The organism is Paraburkholderia sp. 2C (assembly GCF_054589215.1).
This window is the reverse complement of sequence record NZ_BAAILL010000032.1, coordinates 202196-217166: the sequence shown is the minus strand read 5'-3', so window position 1 is coordinate 217166 and position 14971 is coordinate 202196. Positions and strand designations below refer to the sequence as shown.

17 protein-coding genes are annotated in these 14971 nt (G+C 61.8%); 10 read left to right on the top strand and 7 right to left on the bottom strand.

All coding sequences use genetic code 11. The features are described from left to right. Together ACYPXD_RS09150 and ACYPXD_RS09145 are read left to right on the top strand one after the other, a co-directional pair. Positions 1-714 (top strand): HlyD family secretion protein (locus tag ACYPXD_RS09150; protein ID WP_459709998.1); only part of this gene is annotated, 714 nt, incomplete at its 5' end. 14 nt (positions 715-728) lie between these two features. Further along, complete coding sequence (locus ACYPXD_RS09145) at positions 729-1745, top strand: DUF2955 domain-containing protein (RefSeq protein ID WP_459709996.1); 1017 nt, start codon at positions 729-731, stop codon at positions 1743-1745. A 66-nt stretch (positions 1746-1811) separates the two neighbouring features. Here the strand turns inward: ACYPXD_RS09145 and ACYPXD_RS09140 are convergent, their stop codons facing one another. Beyond that, positions 1812-2393 (bottom strand): BPSL1445 family SYLF domain-containing lipoprotein, encoded by a 582-nt coding sequence (locus ACYPXD_RS09140; RefSeq protein WP_459711409.1) that lies wholly within the window; start codon positions 2391-2393, stop codon positions 1812-1814. Between the two features lie 328 nt (positions 2394-2721). Between ACYPXD_RS09140 and ACYPXD_RS09135 the strand changes: the two genes are divergently transcribed. Next, positions 2722-3309: a hypothetical protein gene (locus tag ACYPXD_RS09135; RefSeq protein ID WP_459709994.1), complete on the top strand. Its 588-nt coding sequence runs from the start codon at positions 2722-2724 to the stop codon at positions 3307-3309. A gap of 52 nt (positions 3310-3361) precedes the next feature. Here the strand turns inward: ACYPXD_RS09135 and ACYPXD_RS09130 are convergent, their stop codons facing one another. Both ACYPXD_RS09130 and ACYPXD_RS09125 read right to left on the bottom strand, forming a co-directional pair. After that, the gene (locus tag ACYPXD_RS09130) at positions 3362-3919 is read right to left on the bottom strand and encodes a hypothetical protein (RefSeq protein ID WP_459709992.1); all 558 of its coding nucleotides are present in this window, start codon (positions 3917-3919) and stop codon (positions 3362-3364) included. 273 nt (positions 3920-4192) lie between these two features. After that, positions 4193-4861, bottom strand: coding sequence for a peroxiredoxin-like family protein (locus ACYPXD_RS09125; protein ID WP_459709990.1), 669 nt, complete (start codon positions 4859-4861; stop codon positions 4193-4195). 104 nt (positions 4862-4965) lie between these two features. Here ACYPXD_RS09125 and ACYPXD_RS09120 point away from each other — a divergent pair, with 104 nt between their 5' ends. Then, a complete protein-coding gene (locus ACYPXD_RS09120; RefSeq protein ID WP_459709988.1) occupies positions 4966-5874 on the top strand; it encodes a LysR family transcriptional regulator in 909 nt (302 codons plus the stop codon). Here the strand turns inward: ACYPXD_RS09120 and ACYPXD_RS09115 are convergent. After that, positions 5853-6257 (bottom strand): GFA family protein, encoded by a 405-nt coding sequence (locus tag ACYPXD_RS09115; protein ID WP_459709986.1) that lies wholly within the window; start codon positions 6255-6257, stop codon positions 5853-5855. The genes ACYPXD_RS09120 and ACYPXD_RS09115 overlap by 22 nt on opposite strands. A gap of 74 nt (positions 6258-6331) precedes the next feature. Further along, positions 6332-7228, bottom strand: a complete 897-nt coding sequence (locus tag ACYPXD_RS09110; RefSeq protein ID WP_459709984.1) for a LysR family transcriptional regulator — start codon at positions 7226-7228, stop codon at positions 6332-6334. A 277-nt stretch (positions 7229-7505) separates the two neighbouring features. On the opposite strand from ACYPXD_RS09110, the gene ACYPXD_RS09105 reads away from it, so the two are divergent. The 5 genes from ACYPXD_RS09105 to ACYPXD_RS09085 all read left to right on the top strand — a co-directional run bounded on the left by ACYPXD_RS09105 (position 7506) and on the right by ACYPXD_RS09085 (position 11236). Further along, the gene (locus tag ACYPXD_RS09105; protein ID WP_459709982.1) at positions 7506-8225 is read left to right on the top strand and encodes a Rieske 2Fe-2S domain-containing protein; all 720 of its coding nucleotides are present in this window, start codon (positions 7506-7508) and stop codon (positions 8223-8225) included. Then, complete coding sequence (locus ACYPXD_RS09100; RefSeq protein ID WP_459709980.1) at positions 8222-9118, top strand: aromatic ring-hydroxylating dioxygenase subunit alpha; 897 nt, start codon at positions 8222-8224, stop codon at positions 9116-9118. The genes ACYPXD_RS09105 and ACYPXD_RS09100 overlap by 4 nt, the downstream gene beginning before the upstream one ends. Continuing rightward, positions 9115-9759 (top strand): glutathione S-transferase family protein, encoded by a 645-nt coding sequence (locus ACYPXD_RS09095; protein WP_459709978.1) that lies wholly within the window; start codon positions 9115-9117, stop codon positions 9757-9759. Before ACYPXD_RS09100 ends, ACYPXD_RS09095 begins: the two co-directional genes overlap by 4 nt. A 45-nt stretch (positions 9760-9804) precedes the next feature. Then, on the top strand, positions 9805-10395 hold the full coding sequence (locus ACYPXD_RS09090) for a TetR/AcrR family transcriptional regulator (protein WP_459709975.1): 591 nt from the start codon (positions 9805-9807) through the stop codon (positions 10393-10395). A 112-nt stretch (positions 10396-10507) separates the two neighbouring features. Beyond that, positions 10508-11236: a cysteine hydrolase family protein gene (locus tag ACYPXD_RS09085; RefSeq protein WP_459709973.1), complete on the top strand. Its 729-nt coding sequence runs from the start codon at positions 10508-10510 to the stop codon at positions 11234-11236. A gap of 31 nt (positions 11237-11267) precedes the next feature. Here the strand turns inward: ACYPXD_RS09085 and ACYPXD_RS09080 are convergent, their stop codons facing one another. Together ACYPXD_RS09080 and ACYPXD_RS09075 are read right to left on the bottom strand one after the other, a co-directional pair. Then, the gene (locus ACYPXD_RS09080) at positions 11268-12668 is read right to left on the bottom strand and encodes a PhoPQ-activated pathogenicity-related family protein (protein ID WP_459709971.1); all 1401 of its coding nucleotides are present in this window, start codon (positions 12666-12668) and stop codon (positions 11268-11270) included. Between the two features lie 4 nt (positions 12669-12672). Beyond that, positions 12673-13674, bottom strand: a complete 1002-nt coding sequence (locus tag ACYPXD_RS09075) for an isoaspartyl peptidase/L-asparaginase family protein (RefSeq protein WP_459709969.1) — start codon at positions 13672-13674, stop codon at positions 12673-12675. A gap of 510 nt (positions 13675-14184) precedes the next feature. On the opposite strand from ACYPXD_RS09075, the gene ACYPXD_RS09070 reads away from it, so the two are divergent. Beyond that, positions 14185-14964, top strand: coding sequence for a sulfite exporter TauE/SafE family protein (locus tag ACYPXD_RS09070; RefSeq protein ID WP_459709967.1), 780 nt, complete (start codon positions 14185-14187; stop codon positions 14962-14964). The last annotated feature ends 7 nt before the right edge of the window (positions 14965-14971 follow it).

Below are 14971 nucleotides of genomic sequence, written 5' to 3'. Positions count from 1 at the left end.
CGCCAGGACAGCGACCGGCTCGAGCGACTCTACCGGGAAGACGAGGGCACCGTCTCGCTGCGGCGCCTCGAAGTCGCGCGCGCGACTTACGAGCAGGCGCAGAGCCAGGTGGCGGCGGCGCGTGCGGAAGTCGAGCGCGCGCGCGAACAGCAAGGCGGCAGCGAAACGGAGAATGCGCAGCTGCGCAGCGCCGCCGCTTCGCTCGAAAAGGCACAACTCGATCTCGCCAACACGCGGATACGCGCGCGCTCGGCAGGCGTAATCACGGACCTGCGCACCGAAGTCGGCCAGTTCGCCGCGGCGGGTAGCCCGCTCATGACGCTGATCGCGATTCATGATGTGTGGGTCAGCGCGGACATGACCGAGAACAACCTCGGGCGCCTCGCGCCCGGCACGCCGGTCGCCATCGTTCTGGACGCATTGCCCGGCCAGATCTTCGAAGGGCATATCCGCAGCATCGGATATGGGGTAAACGTGGGGCAGAGCACGCCGCCCGGCACGCTGCCGACGGTGCAGAACAGCCGCGACTGGCTGCGCCCGGCGCAGCGCTTTCCGGTGATTGTCGAATTCACGAAGGACGAACGCGCGAAACTGCACGATATTCGCGTCGGCGGCCAGGCTGAGGTGATGGCGTTCCCCAGTCCCGGCAACCCGCTCAATCCGCTCGGCAGAGTGTTTTTGCGCCTGATGAGCTGGCTGTCGTACGTTTACTGATGATACGGATGCCTATGCAAAATAGCGTTCGACAACGCGGCCGGCGCGTGCTCCGGATGGCGACAGGCACCGCGTTCAGCCTCGCGATCAGTTTTGCGTTGGACTTGCCGATTCCCGTGATCGCGCCGGTATTTGCCGTTTTTCTGCTCGCCACGCGGACCCGGCCGCTGACGTTCAAGGCGTCGCTCGGTCTCGCGCTGGTCGTCGCGGTGACGACCGGCAGCGGCTTGCTGCTCGTTCCGCTGCTTCGCTACTATCCCGCCGCTGGCGTGCTGATGGTCGGCCTCGGGCTGTTTCTGGCGTTTCGCTACGGCCTTCGCGGCGGCAACAATCTCGTCGCCACTTTCCTCGCGGCCGGCTTGACCATGATCTCCGCGGCCGGCGCGGCCGACATGCAACTGGCCGTGACAGTCGTGGGCGCACTGGTGAAAGGGCTGCTCGTGGCGCTAGTCGTTTCGGCATTGAGTCACGCGATATTTCCGGAACCTGCGATCGAGCGATCGCAGCCGCCGCAAGCTCGCATTGCGCGGGACGATCGGACCGTGCGGATCGCGCTGCGAGCCGCACTGGTGGTCATGCCCGCGTGGCTGCTGGCGATGAGCGATCCGGCTGCCTATATGCCGATCATCATGAAGTCGGTCAGTCTCGGCCGTCAAAGCTGCACGACATCCGCACGCGATGCGGCACGCGAACTGCTCGGGTCCACCTTGCTCGGGGGACTGCTCGCCATCGTTTTCTGGTTTGCGCTCAGGCTTTTCGTCAATCTCTGGATGTTTTATCTGTGGATGCTGCTGTTCGGCCTGCTGGCAGGGCGCAAGCTTTATCGACTGAGTCCGACACGGCAATCGCCGGGGTTCTGGCTGAACAGCCTCGTTACGCTGATTATCCTGCTCGGTCAGTCCGTGCAGGACAGCGTGGCGGGCAAGGACGTCTACACCGCGTTCGCCGTGCGTATGGGGCTGTTCATGGCAGTCACGGTCTATGCGTGTTTTGTGCTCCAGCTTTTCGAGCGATACGGCAGAGCGCGCTGAAAACTGCGCAGACGATACCGATGCCTCCGCGATTCGCAACGCGTGCTGCGGCACTCATCGCAACGCCTAGATTTTGAGCGGCGTCACCTTCGTACCGGCGAGCGAGACGTCCGCCATCAAGCCCGAATTCGTCATGACGATGACCTCGACAGGCGCCGTGGCCGTCGTCGTGTCGATCGCTCCATTTGCGCCTATTTTCACCAGTGCCACGGAGGCATCGCCGGCAACTGTCCAGCCCTTTGAGTTCCGGAACTGATCGAGCGCGTCGGACGTCATGAAAAGAAAGATGATCGCCTTTGACTGCGCCCCCACGGTCAGGCCGAGCGAGCCCGATGTCGTGCTGTAGTAGCCGACGGTGCCGCCGCGTATTCGCAGCGCGCCGTCGCCGTGCTGGCCGCCGATGATAAATCCGGCCTGGAGTACGTTCGGGAAGACCAGAACGCCTTGCGCCTTCGATACGAGTTCGCGCGATCCTTTGACGGAGGTAAAGAGGCGCGACAGCGTGCCATCGACGCTTGCGTCGATGGACTGGCGCTGTGCCATATCTGTTGCTGCGCTTTCGCCACTGCTGGAAGTCGTGGTGCATCCGGTGTATAGGGCCGGGACAGCCGCTGCAATCGCGCTCATCAGGAAATCTCGCCGCCGCATGGTCATCCTCCATGTCGGGTTGATACATAATTCATTTAATGCCTATATCCGGTTTTTAAAAAGCATTTTTTATTAAATAGAATTGCGAATTATAGTCGCCTCTTTTAATGAGTTGAGAATGAGATTGAGTGCCGGCAGGAATGTGTGAAAAAGGGATCGCGATTCGCGAAGCGGCTACATGCAAACGCTTTGAATGACTAATTGGACCAAGGTCCAATATCGTTCGCTCAATGCTGTGAGTAGGCTGAAGCAGGATTCGCCGGCGCTGAAGTTCAGCACGAAGCAATGTTCGCAGGTGGACCTCACGAACTCTCCGAGGAGCGCAAAGATGAAGGTCGGAAACTTGCTGCTGGCAGCCACCCTCGTCGTGGTGGCGCATTTGGCTTTCGCTCAACCGCAAACGTCGGTCGACGTGACAAAAGGAACGGGCAATGCGACGGTGGCGGCTACCTCGACAGTGACGGCCACGGTCGTGGCGATTGCGCCGGCCACCCGGACCGTGACTCTGAAGGAGAAGAGCGGCCGGGTGTTCGAGGTTCAGGTCGGCGAAGAAGCGCGCAATTTCGATCAGCTTAAGGTTGGCGATATCGTCACGATGGAATACAGGAAAGCGATTTCGTTAAGCCTCGAAAAAACCAGCGGCCCGCGCTCCGCAACGCAGCAGATCATAGAAAAACGGGCGGCTCCGGGGGAAAAGCCCGGTGGCACCATTGGCAGGGAAGTGACGGTAATGGCGGACGTCATTTCCGTGAATGCCAAGACGAAGACCGTCGTGCTGAAGGGGCCTGAAGGCAATACCGTGGACGTGATCGTGGAGGACCCGGAGCAGATGAAAAATATCCGGAAGGGCGATCAGGTGAAGGTTGTGTACACCGAAGCAATTGCCATATCGGTGACGCCAGGAGCCAGCCAGTAAGGCAATAGTGCCAAGCAGCAGGGCCAAGCAGCAGGGCAATAGCGCGAGCGCGCTAGAAATCGTGCCGGAGAGACACGGCTGCTCCAATCTCGTGGATATGGGTAGCGTTAATGAGCGGATTGGCCATAAAGCGCCAGTTGTCGTCCGGCGCTTCCGGACGCACCGACGAAGCTGGTGTTGCCGGCGCACCATATTGCGTCGAGTTTCGCTTCAGAATCTGGCTCTCGACTGTTGTGCCCGCGTAGCTGGACGCGCCGATGTTCGGCGGCGGCGAAAACGGGACGTTGGCGTTCCCGTACGCAAACTGGTATTGGCTCAGTGCTGCACTGTAATTCTGCTCGGGTTGCTTCGCCGTTTGCGTGGTTGTCTGCTTGGGCGTTGCCTTCGCCGAAGCCGCGTGCTCCGTTCCACGAGCATGCGCGTGCCGTGGCGGCCGCTCAGGCGAGGGGTGCGCGGAAGCGGTAACTGCAGCGGGCCTTTCAGGTAATGTTCCAGCGGCCCCGGCGACGGCGGCACTGGTGAGGCCCCAAAAGAACGCGCCGGCGATCCAATATCCTCGGTTGCGCTTCTTCATGAAAACAACCCCATTGATCGACTGCAAAATCGACATTCAAGAACCTTCTGTTTCGTACACGCGCCTCGATCGCCGAATGCTGTATGGCTGCTTTGCGCGGTAATTCATGCTTGCATGCCCATGAAACAGGCAGCGTAATCATAGAGCACGTTCAATGGACTAAACAGTTCGAGATTTCCCTCGAAATCATGATTTCGAGGCCGAAATACAACAGGGGTTTTCACGGAGTCGCCGCGCGCGTGGCCACGTATTCGCGCGGCGCCATTCCGTAGCGGTCCTTCAACGCGACTGCCCGACACGACGAATCAATCAGGCGATGCTTTCCGGTTGCCGCAATTGCCGCAGAGCCGTCACGAGGTCGCTCGGGTCGGGCCGCTTTGTGTAGTCGGGGCTGACCTCGGCATAGGCAACCGTACCGTCTTGCGCGATCACGTAGCGAGCCGGCATCGGCAGCGTCCAGCTCGGTTCGCCGTTAATGACGGGCAAATCCACATCGAATCCCTTGTACGCTTCGATCAGTTCATCCTGCAGCCGGAAACGGATTCCAAACGTGTCCGCGGTCTTGCCGCCTTCGTCGACGAGAATCGGATAGCTGAGCTTGTTCTGCCGTTGCGACTTCAGGCTGTTCGTTGCGGTTTGCATCGAGACCGAAACGAGATGCGCGCCGAGCGAGCGGATCTCCTGCGCGACTGCTTCGATGGCCTGCAAGTCGATATTGCAGTACGGGCACCAGACGCCGCGATAAAACGTCACGACGAGCGGCCCGTGTTCGAGCAGCGCCGTCGACGAGACGACCTCGCCCTCGGCGGTCTTGAGCGTGAACGCAGGCGCGACATCGCCCACCTTGAGCGACCGCTCGGCCTGACCGGTTGCGATCAACTCGTCTGTGGTCCTGTGAAAGAGTTCGACTACATGGGGCGGCGCCACCTTGCTCTCGAAGTGCGATTTGAAGGCATCCAGTTTCTCTTGCAGTTTCATTTCCGACTCCTTGTGTGCTCGCCGGTATGGCGTGAAGTCATGGTGATTCATTTGCCGGATGGCCGGTAGAATGGCAAAACGACTTTCAGTTATTCGCCATTCAAATGAATGACAAGTTATCTGTACTGCGGCTTTTCACGCGTGTCGCCCGTACGTCGAGCTTTACGCGGGCCGGGCGCGAGCTCGGCATCAGTCAGCCATCGGTGTCGAGGCAGATCTCCGAACTCGAAGTGGACGTCGGCGCCGTGCTGTTCGTCAGAAGCACGCGCGCGGTGAAACTGACCGAGGCGGGCGTCGACTATCTGATGCGCGTCGAAGCGATTCTCGAAGCGCTGGAGGAGGCCGACCTCGTCGCTCGCGGTACCTCCGAGCTGCGGGGTCACCTGCGCGTGGCGCTATCGACGAGCTTCGGCGTTCGCGAGGTGATTCCGCGTATCGGACGCTTCATGGCGCTGCATTCCGCGTTGCACATCGACTTGCTGATGTCGGACGAGCGGCAGGATCTGATCGCCGAGGGCGTCGACGTCGCGATCCGGTTCGGTGCGCTACCCGATTCGACCGCGAGATCGAGGCTGCTCGGACGTTCGCCGCGAATGCTCGTGGCTTCGCCGGACTATCTGGCGCGCGCGGGGCGCCCTGTCGACCCATCCGATCTGAGCGAGCACGCGTTCGTGCTCGGACCGTCGAGCGCGGCTTCATTGGGTTGGACGCTTCGAAAAGACGGGCGCGAATTTGTCTTGCGCGGGCAAGGACCGGCACAGGGCCAGGGGCAAGGCCAGGGACGCCTGACCACTACCGTCAACGAAGGCGCAACGGCTGCGGCGATTGCCGGGCTGGGCATCCTGACCATCGGCTTGTGGGGATGCAGAAGCGAGCTTGCGGATGGCCGCCTTGTACAGATACTCGAAGACTGGCAGCTCGATCCGGTCGAGATTCATGCCGTCTTTCCGCCGGGTCGAGCCGCGCGTCCCGCAGCCCGCGCGCTGATCGACTATCTCGTGGGCGAGATATAACTTCGCGCATGCTTTGGCAGTGCGTCTGATACATGCACCCACGACAGCTTCTGCGAGGTCCATGTGTGATGCCGCGGGGGAACCTGCTCGGGCGTATCGAGGCTGCATGTCGAAACATCGATCTCGCCGGGAAAATCATGGTGTTGGTAAGTCAGGTGTGTGCCGCAGTCCGCACAGAACATGCGCATGACCGACGTGCTGCTGGCCAGGGCCTTGGGTCGGCCGGATACGAATCGAAACGCTGACTGCCTGACGCTGAACCACGCAACGAACGACGCGCCCGATACGCGGCGACAGTCCACGCAGTGACAGATCGTCGAATCGGAAGGCGTACTCAGGATCTCGTAACGAACCTTCCTGCAGAAGCAGCCGCCTTTGAGCATGGTTCCCTCCCTGGCGCGGCGAGCGGATCGGTCGACCGATGTTGTGCGAGGTGCAGTCGGCCTGTTCACCGCGATCAATCCGTCCTGATGAAGTCGATAAACGCACGCAGCGGCGCGGGCACGAGGCGCCGGCCGGGATAGTAAAGGAATGGCCCGGAGAACGGCCGCCACCACGGCTCGAGGATGGGTTCGAGCGCACCGCGTTCCAGATGCGGGCGCAACCATTCTTCGAACAGGTAGACGACGCCGGTACCGGCAATGGCCGCGTCGACGACGAGATCCACGGCGCCGCCGAGCTGAACCAGCAGCGGACCGGACGGTTCGATCCGCACCACTTCTCCGTCGCGCTCGAATTCCCACGGCGGCATCGAACCGCTCGGGAAGCGGCCGCGCAGACATGCATGGTCGAGCAGCTCGCGCGGGTGCGCGGGCCGGCCGCGCCGTGCAAGATAAGCAGGAGACGCAGCGGTTGCGAAGCGCTGGATTCGCGGACCGATCGGCACCGCGATCATGTCCTGTTCGAGCCGCTCGTCGTAGCGAATGCCGGCATCGCATCCGGCTGCGAGCACATCGACGAAATTTTCGTCCGCGACGATTTCGAGCCGTATATCGGGGTAGGCGTCGAGAAATCGCGGCACGATGGACGGCAGGATCAGACGCGCCGCGCTGAGCGGTACATTGAGCCGCAGCGTGCCCGCGGGCCTGTCGCGAAAGCCATTGACGACATCGAGCGCCGCTTCGATTTCGGTCAGTGCGGGGCCGAGCCGCGCAAGCAGGCGCTCGCCCGCTTCGGTGGGCACGACGCTGCGCGTGGTCCGGTGCAGCAACCGCACACCGAGCCGCGCTTCGAGCCGGCGGACCGCTTCGCTGAGCCCCGAGGCGCTCACGCCGGCAAGGCGGGCGCCATCGCGAAAGCCTTTGGCGCGCGCGACGGCCACAAATGCGGTCAAGTCCGAAAGATCGATTTCCATCGTTTGCTTGGTTATGCAGCGTGTTTGAACTACAGGCGCTTTTCGCCCTGCCTCGCGACCGGCGAGATTTCAGGTGCTTCCTCGCAGTCTGCAAGAATTTTGCGGAACTCGTCAAAGACGTCGATCCGTTTCGCGTGCCGCGCGCTGCCAGCCGGTCGTACGCTTCCGCCGGGCGCGGCGGATCGAAAGTGGAATAATCTGCGCAGACGCGCGTTCAATGGATGCGCGACGACCCGTTTCATTCGGCGACGGCGTTCGGCAACGTCGGGAGCATAAGTTGACTGATATCGAGCCTGACCGCTTCGACGCGCATCTCCATTGGTATCCGGTCGCGGCCTCGCGCGAGGTCGGCGAGGGGCGTATTGTGCAGTCCTTTCTCGATGGCCGGGAACTCGCGCTGTGGCGCTCCGCGGACGGCGCAGCGCACGCATGGGAAAACCGTTGTCCGCACCGCGGAACGCGCTTTACTCTGGGATGGGTTGCCGGCGACACGCTCAGTTGTGCATACCACGGCTGGCGCTTCGCAAAAAACGGCGCCTGCACTGACATTCCGGCAAAGCCGAACCTCTCGCCGCCGCGCAGCGCATGCGCGAAAACCTATTCTGTACGCGAAGACGGCGGACTGATCTGGGCGACGCTCGGCGACGCGTCGTGGAGCGGTATCGGCGATTTACAGATGCCGAATGCGTTTTGCCGCAGCTTCGTCGTCTATCGATCGCCGCATGTCACGCGCCTGTTCCTGCACGACCACTTCGCCGCAGCGCGCAGGGGCGGCAGCGCGATGGAGCGGCGTGACGCGTCGGGTACGCGCCATGTGCTTTTTTTGCAGCCGATGGGCGGCGAACGGACCGTCGTCTATCTCTGGATCGATACCGAAGACAAAGCGGGTGGCGCGGCGCGCCATGAGGCGATGTCGCGTGCCGCGCATGCCTTCAAGGCGCTTCGCGCGCGGCTCGAAGCCGACGTGCGGCACGCACCGGCCGGGAGCGGACGATGAGCGAGGCGCATTATCAGGCAGCACGGGATAACCCACCCGTCGATGAATGGTTCGTCGTCTCGGCCGCCACGCGCATCGGCGCGACGCCGCTACGCACACGCCTGCTCGGCCGGCCGCTTGTCGTGTGGCGCGACGCGCTGACAGGCGAGCCCGTCGCCGCGCCCGACGTCGGCGTACAAGATCGTTACCACGCAATCGACCGCTACGGCTGCACGTGGGTCGCACTCGCGGCGCCCCGGCATGCGCTTTTCGCCTTGCCGCAATATGACCAGCCGGGTCGCCGCATTGTCGATTGCGGCGCGTTCGGGGTGCATACGTCGGGGCCGCGTGTCATCGAAAACTTCCTCGACATGGGGCATTTCCCCTATGTGCACACGGGCATCCTCGGCGAGGAACCGCATACCGAAGTGAAGGACTACAAGGTGCACGAGGACGAACACGGCGAACTCTGGGCCACAGGCTGCGCGTTCTGGCAACCGCGCGCCGCGGCAGCCGCGGCCGCAGGCATGGAGGTCGACTACACGTACCGCGTGCCGCAGCCGTTCTGTGCGCTGCTCTATAAGACGAGTCCGCGCCTGCCGGCGGAACGCGATGTGATCGCGTTGTTCGTACAGCCGCTCAGCGAAGTGGAAAGCCGCGCGCATCTGCTGATGCTGCTCTTCGACGACGAACACGACAATACGGCGCTCGTGAGCTTCCAGCAAACCATCTTCGGGCAGGACAAGCCGATCCTCGAAAGCCAGTTGCCGAAGCGCTTGCCGCTCGACGCGCGGGCCGAAGTGTCGACTCGCGCGGATGCGATGTCGATGGCTTACCGCCGATGGTTGAAGGCCAAGGGCCTTGGTTATGGCGTGGAACTTAAACCTCGCCTTGAAGGAGAGAGCACTCCATGATCAGACTCTACCACTACGCGCTCTCGGGAAACTGCTACAAGCTGCGGCTCTTCATGCATCTGCTGGGTATCGGGTATGAGACGGTTGCCGTCGACTTTCATCCGGGGCGAGAGCATGAGTCGGTGGAATTCGCCGCGACCGATCTCTGGGCGCCCTTACCGGTTCTCGAAGACCGCGGCTCGCGATTGCGCGATAGCGAGGCGATTCTCGTCTATCTCGCGAGCCGCTACGACGCGGGTGGCACGTGGTTTCCCGCCGAGCCCGTGGCGCGCGCGCAAGTTGCCGCATGGTTCTCGGTCGCGCGCGATATCACGCGCACGGCGTCGGCAGCCCGGCTGCACGACGTGTTCGGCTACGAACTCGACGTCCAACGCGCCCGCCGCGAGGCGCGCACGCTTTTCAGGCTGATCGACGACCATCTTGCCGAAGGCGAGATCGAAGGCCGGTATTGGCTGGTCGGCGAAACGCCGACGCTTGCCGACATAGCCTGCTTTCCCGACATCGCGTTGTCGCACGAAGGCGGTATCGACCGCGACGATTTCCCGGCGATCCGCCGTTGGGTGGACGGCGTGCGGCACCTCGATGGTTTTGTCGCGATGCCGGGTATCGTGGCGCCGCTTCGTTTGACAATAAATAGATGACCGGTTATCTTGTTATCCGTCGACGCTAACGGGAGATCAACGAAGATGCCGCGTCCCCCCAATCCTGAAGTGCGCTCGCGACTGCTGACGGTCGGGCGCGACGTCGTTCACGACCGCGGTTTCAATGGCTGCGGCGTGCAGGACATCACGGCGGCAGCCGGTGTGCCGAAGGGGTCGTTCTACAACTACTTCGACAGCAAAGAGGCGTTTGCAGCCGAAATTCTCGAAGACTACTGGCAGTCCATCGAAGACCGCCATGGTCCGATTCTGTACGACGCGCGCATCAAGCCGCTCGTGCGCATCCGGAAGTTTTTCCGCGCACTGACGGACGATCACGGCAAGAACGATTTCGCATTGGGTTGCCTGATCGGCAATCTGTCGCTGGAGCTGTCGAATGGCAGCGAAGAGGCGCGCGCCAAGCTTCTCGCGCTGCTTGCGCGCTGGCAGGGGGCCATTGCGGCGTGCCTGCGCGAGGCGCAGGAACGCAATGAACTCGACCGCAAGGAAAACACGCAAGAGCTTGCGGCGATCGTGATCGAGGCTTACGAAGGAGCTGTCATGCGCGGCAAGATCGAACAGAGCGGCGAGGCGTATGACCGCTTCGAGAAGCTCGTGTTGCCGAGGTTGATTCGCTGATTTTTTTTGCCCTTTAATAAAGCGACTGGTCATCTATATTTTGAGTTGGGGCAGCCGTTGTGATCCGGTCGTCCCTGTTTTCCGATGTACTTTCAAGAAGGTGGAGAATTTCATGAGTCAGGCAAACGAGGCAGGGCAGCAGAACATCAACCCGTATGCGGACCCGGCCGATCCAGCATTGCCGCAAACGGGATTCAAGCTGGACCGTTCGAAATCGGCGCTTGTCGTGATCGATCCGCAAAACGACTTCCTGAGTCCTTCAGGCGCGAGCTGGTCGGTGTTCGGGCAGAGCATCACCGAAAACAACACGGTCGAGAATCTGGGCCGATTGTTCAGGATCGCAAAGGAGGTCGGCATTACCGTGGCGGTCTCGCCGCACTACTACTACCCATGCGACCACGAGTGGCATTTCGGCGGGCCGCTGGAGAAGGTCATGCACAACAGCCGCATGTTCGATCGCAAAGGACCGACCACGCTCGAGGGTTTCGAAGGGTCCGGTGCGGATTTTCTTGAAGCGTATAAACAGTACATCCTCGATGGCAAAACCATCATCGCGTCACCGCATAAGGTGTATGGCCCGGAGACGAACGATCTGGCGCTGCAGCTTCGAAAGAAAGGCGTGTCGCAAATCATCCTTGCGGGCATGGCGGCAAACCTTTGTATCGAATCGCATCTGCGCGAACTTATCGAACAGGGGTTCGAGGTCGTAGTCGTGCGCGACGCCACGGCGGGCCCGCGGCTGCCGGATGGCGACGGTTATCTCGCGGCGCTGATCAACTACCGCTATCTGGCTCACGCTTTGTGGACCACGGCGAAGACTGTCGAGGAACTCGCGCGCTGATATGAGCGCGACTTGAGCCGCCGACGTCGCTTCAAGACCCGAAGCCGCGCCCCGGAATCGTTTGACATGCCGCATCTCCCGTTGCGGGAGGCGATGTCGGGTAAGTCTCCTTGCCGAGAATGTACGTTCGGCTCGTCGCGATAAACCCATCGGCATACGTGGCCTCGATAAAGAACGCGCTCCAGCCCGTTGCAGGTTCGCGGATGGGCACATCGATCGTGCCGGCACCGGTCGGCGCGATCGCGGTAGCGGTATATCGAATGCCGCACGCCAGCCGGAAATCGCGTGCGAGCGGATTCGTCGCGCTCCACAAGGCTAGCGTTTGCGGCGGCTCCGACGAATCGAAGCGGATCAGCACGTCGCGGCCCTCGTGGCTTAGCGTCGTGCCGATCGACGGGAACGGCACGGCGTTTTGCAGCCTGTTGACGAACGGCGTCATCGAACGATGCGTTGCATCCTTGATGTCGTGATGCGACGCATTCGGCACCATGCGCAACGTCTTGCTGCCGCTTAGCTGGTCGTAGTAAAGGCCCGCGTTATCGGGCGCAAACAGATCGTCGCCGCTCGCATTGACGATATATTTCGGCACCTCGAGTCTGTGCGCATGGTGCGTGCCGAGATACCGGAGCGGATCGACGATTTGCATCAACGCGTTGAACGGTTCGCTGTCGATTTTCTCGTCGATATGCTCCGCAAAGTACGGAAAAAAGGCGATCGGCCACGCGCCGCCGTACGAGCGATACATATGCTTGAGCACCTCGCGTGTGTCGAGAATATCCACGGCGAATGCCATGATTGCGTCGATTCTCGTGTCGGCAATGACGGCAAGCCAGCTTGCCCATGCGCGTTTCGATATCGCCGAGATAACGAACCTGCGAATACCGAGCGCGCTCAGCTCGCGCTCGGCCAGTGACATCGCGCGAGAAATGGCCGCGACCATCGGCACGTTCAGCGGTAGTGTCGCTCGCCTGGCAGGGTTGTCAAGAAAGAGCGCCCAGCTATGCGCGACGCTGTCGTCTTCGGCGCGTGCGCGGCCGTCGTCGGTATAGACGAGGTTCTGGTTCGGCACGTCGTGGACCACCACCACGGCCGTTCGCGTTTCGCAGGCGATGGTTGCCAGCACGTCGTGCGCATAGTCATGCGGACGCGCCGCGTCTGCTTCGCTTTGATCGTGCCGTGTGCCGCCGTTGATAACGAGCAGTGCGCGCTCGCGTATCGCATCGGGCGGGACATAAAGGGTGACATCGTGTCGCCACTGCGCCGGCTGAACGAGCTGTTCAGGCGACCAGGTCTGCGAAGTCAGCAGATAGGTATGTTGCTCGACATCGGGCAAGCGATTGTGCGCGGTTTTCACATACTGCAGCGGTTGGCGCTCGATCGCATCCCGGTAAGCCGCAATGACGTCTTCGAAGGCAAGGGGCTCGCTGGGCATAGGCTTAGCGGCCGATCATCGTGACCGGCGTTTCGCCCACGCGCGCGAAACCGCGATACATCCCTTCGGTATTGAACGGCAGCGCAACGTTGCCGTTTGCGTCGACGGCAATCAGGCCGCCGCGTCCATCGATGCGCGGCAGTCGATTCGTCACGACATCGTGCGCGGCTTCGTCGAGCGATACGCCGCGGTAGGCGATCTGCGCGGCCACGTCGTAGGCGGCGACCATGCGGATAAACATTTCGCCCGTGCCGGTGGTGGACACGGCACAGGTTGCATCGTCGGCGTAGCAGCCCGCGCCGATCAGCGGCGAATCGCCGACGCGCCCCGGCTGCTTGTTCGTGATGCCGCCCGTCGACGTCGCAGCCGCGAGGTGGCCTTGCAGATCGACGGCAACGGCGCCGACCGTGCCGAATTTGCTATCCGGATCGATCGGTTCGCGCGGCGGCGTGCGGTCCTGGTTTTGCGCGGCCGGCGATTGCGCCGCGGCGAGCGTGGCGCCGTCATGGTCGAGCATCGCGCGTTGCTGACCGCGCGCGAGTTGCCACTGGCGGTGGCGGTCGTCGGTGTGATAGTACGACGGGTCGACCAGTTCGAGGCCTTGCGCCTGCGCGAACGCTTCGGCGCCATCGGCCGTAAACATCACGTGCTCGCTGCGTTCGAGCACGCGCCGCGCGGCGAGCACCGGATTGCGCACGCGCGTCACGCATGAGACGGCGCCCGCTTTCAGTGTGCGGCCGTCCATGATCGACGCATCGAGTTCGTGCCTGCCCGCCGATGTGAAAACCGCGCCGCGCCCTGCGTTGAACAGCGGACAGTCTTCAAGCAGCCGCACCGCTTCGGTCACGGCATCGAGCGCGCTGCCGCCCTCGGCGAGCACGCGCTGCGCGGCGTCGAGCACCGTGCGCAGCTCGGCGTGATAGCGCGCTTCGACATCCGGGGTCATGGACGCAAGCGAGATCGTGCCCGCACCGCCATGAATCGCGATTACTGCGTTCGAGGTCATCGTTTGTTCTTCGACGAGTTGCACGGGTGGGTATCGGTGAGCCAGGTTAGCACGAATCGCCTGGCGCGTCGAAAGTCAAAAATCCGTTTTATTCATTAAATTTCGATGTATTCGATACTTTATTCGCTCGTGCCTTTCGCTCGTCCGCAAGCATTGGCGACGGCATGGCGTTGCAGGGGGAACGCCTATCGCCGTGCGGAATAGGCGTTATGCCGTGCCCGCCGCTACCGTGCCATGACCGCCGCTCCTACATTTCCGGTCATCTGAGTCGTATTGGGAAGAAATCGTCATGCATATGAAAGCATCGATTCGAATGACACGAAAGCGTGCGCACATCGGCGCGCATGACGTGCGGTGATAGTGGTGGTAAGCGGTGGTAAGCGGTGATAAGCGGTGATAAGCGGTAACGCGCGGCTAACCAGCGCCGATAAGAATCGTTCGCATTTGAGCATAAACTGACGTAGCATGGCGGCTCGCGTTTCCATGCGGAACTGAATGCGGCGTCATGCGATGTTGAATACTCTGCTGATAAGCAATGTCTGGTTTTACGTTTTAGGCGTGCCGGCGCTTCTGCTGACAAGTCTTTCAAAAGGCGGGTTCGGGCTGGGCCTCGGTGTCGTCACGGTGCCGCTCATGGCGTTGTATTTGCCGGTGCCGGAAGTGGTGGCGATTCTCTTGCCCGTGCTTTGCCTGACCGACCTGCTCGCGTTATGGCAATACCGCGGTCAATGGAACTGGCCGTTGCTTCGGCTGGCGATACCGGCTTCGTTTATCGGCATCGGTGCCGGAACCCTGGCGATTCATCATCTTGGCGAAGTATGGCTGAGGCTCGCTGTCGGTCTGATCTCCGTCGACTTCGCGCGGCGTCGCCTACTGCGAACGCGCCGCGTCGAGACGACAGAAGCGGTGCCGCGTTTGCGGCCGGCTTCCTGCGTGTTCTGGGGGGCGACATCGGGCTTCACAAGCTTTATGGCCAACGCGGGCGAACCGGCATTGACGATGTATCTATTGCCGTTCAGATTGAGCAATCGCAGTTTTGCGGGCACCACGGCGGCATTCTTCGCCGTGGTCAATCTCACGAAGCTGATGAGCTTTTCGATGCTCGGTCTCTTCACGCGCACCACGTTGCTGACAAGCCTGTTGCTGACGCCTGTCGCGGTGCTCGGCACATACGCAGGCATTCGCCTGAACCACAGGCTCAATGCGGCGCTCTTTCATCAGCTTTCGTGCGCGATTCTGCTCGTGATCGGCGTAAGGCTCATTTATACGAGCCTCAAGATCATTGTGTAGTCTGGCG

Coding starts and splice junctions, on each gene's coding strand:
- ACYPXD_RS09095 (WP_459709978.1), top strand. CDS start 9,115: ATGATCAGACTCTACCACTACGCGCTCTCGGGAAACTGCTACAAGCTG.
- ACYPXD_RS09075 (WP_459709969.1), bottom strand. CDS start 13,674: ATGACCTCGAACGCAGTAATCGCGATTCATGGCGGTGCGGGCACGATC.
- ACYPXD_RS09070 (WP_459709967.1), top strand. CDS start 14,185: ATGTTGAATACTCTGCTGATAAGCAATGTCTGGTTTTACGTTTTAGGC.
- ACYPXD_RS09135 (WP_459709994.1), top strand. CDS start 2,722: ATGAAGGTCGGAAACTTGCTGCTGGCAGCCACCCTCGTCGTGGTGGCG.
- ACYPXD_RS09090 (WP_459709975.1), top strand. CDS start 9,805: ATGCCGCGTCCCCCCAATCCTGAAGTGCGCTCGCGACTGCTGACGGTC.
- ACYPXD_RS09120 (WP_459709988.1), top strand. CDS start 4,966: ATGAATGACAAGTTATCTGTACTGCGGCTTTTCACGCGTGTCGCCCGT.
- ACYPXD_RS09125 (WP_459709990.1), bottom strand. CDS start 4,861: ATGAAACTGCAAGAGAAACTGGATGCCTTCAAATCGCACTTCGAGAGC.
- ACYPXD_RS09145 (WP_459709996.1), top strand. CDS start 729: ATGCAAAATAGCGTTCGACAACGCGGCCGGCGCGTGCTCCGGATGGCG.
- ACYPXD_RS09130 (WP_459709992.1), bottom strand. CDS start 3,919: ATGTCGATTTTGCAGTCGATCAATGGGGTTGTTTTCATGAAGAAGCGC.
- ACYPXD_RS09140 (WP_459711409.1), bottom strand. CDS start 2,393: ATGCGGCGGCGAGATTTCCTGATGAGCGCGATTGCAGCGGCTGTCCCG.
- ACYPXD_RS09100 (WP_459709980.1), top strand. CDS start 8,222: ATGAGCGAGGCGCATTATCAGGCAGCACGGGATAACCCACCCGTCGAT.
- ACYPXD_RS09110 (WP_459709984.1), bottom strand. CDS start 7,228: ATGGAAATCGATCTTTCGGACTTGACCGCATTTGTGGCCGTCGCGCGC.
- ACYPXD_RS09115 (WP_459709986.1), bottom strand. CDS start 6,257: ATGCTCAAAGGCGGCTGCTTCTGCAGGAAGGTTCGTTACGAGATCCTG.
- ACYPXD_RS09085 (WP_459709973.1), top strand. CDS start 10,508: ATGAGTCAGGCAAACGAGGCAGGGCAGCAGAACATCAACCCGTATGCG.
- ACYPXD_RS09080 (WP_459709971.1), bottom strand. CDS start 12,668: ATGCCCAGCGAGCCCCTTGCCTTCGAAGACGTCATTGCGGCTTACCGG.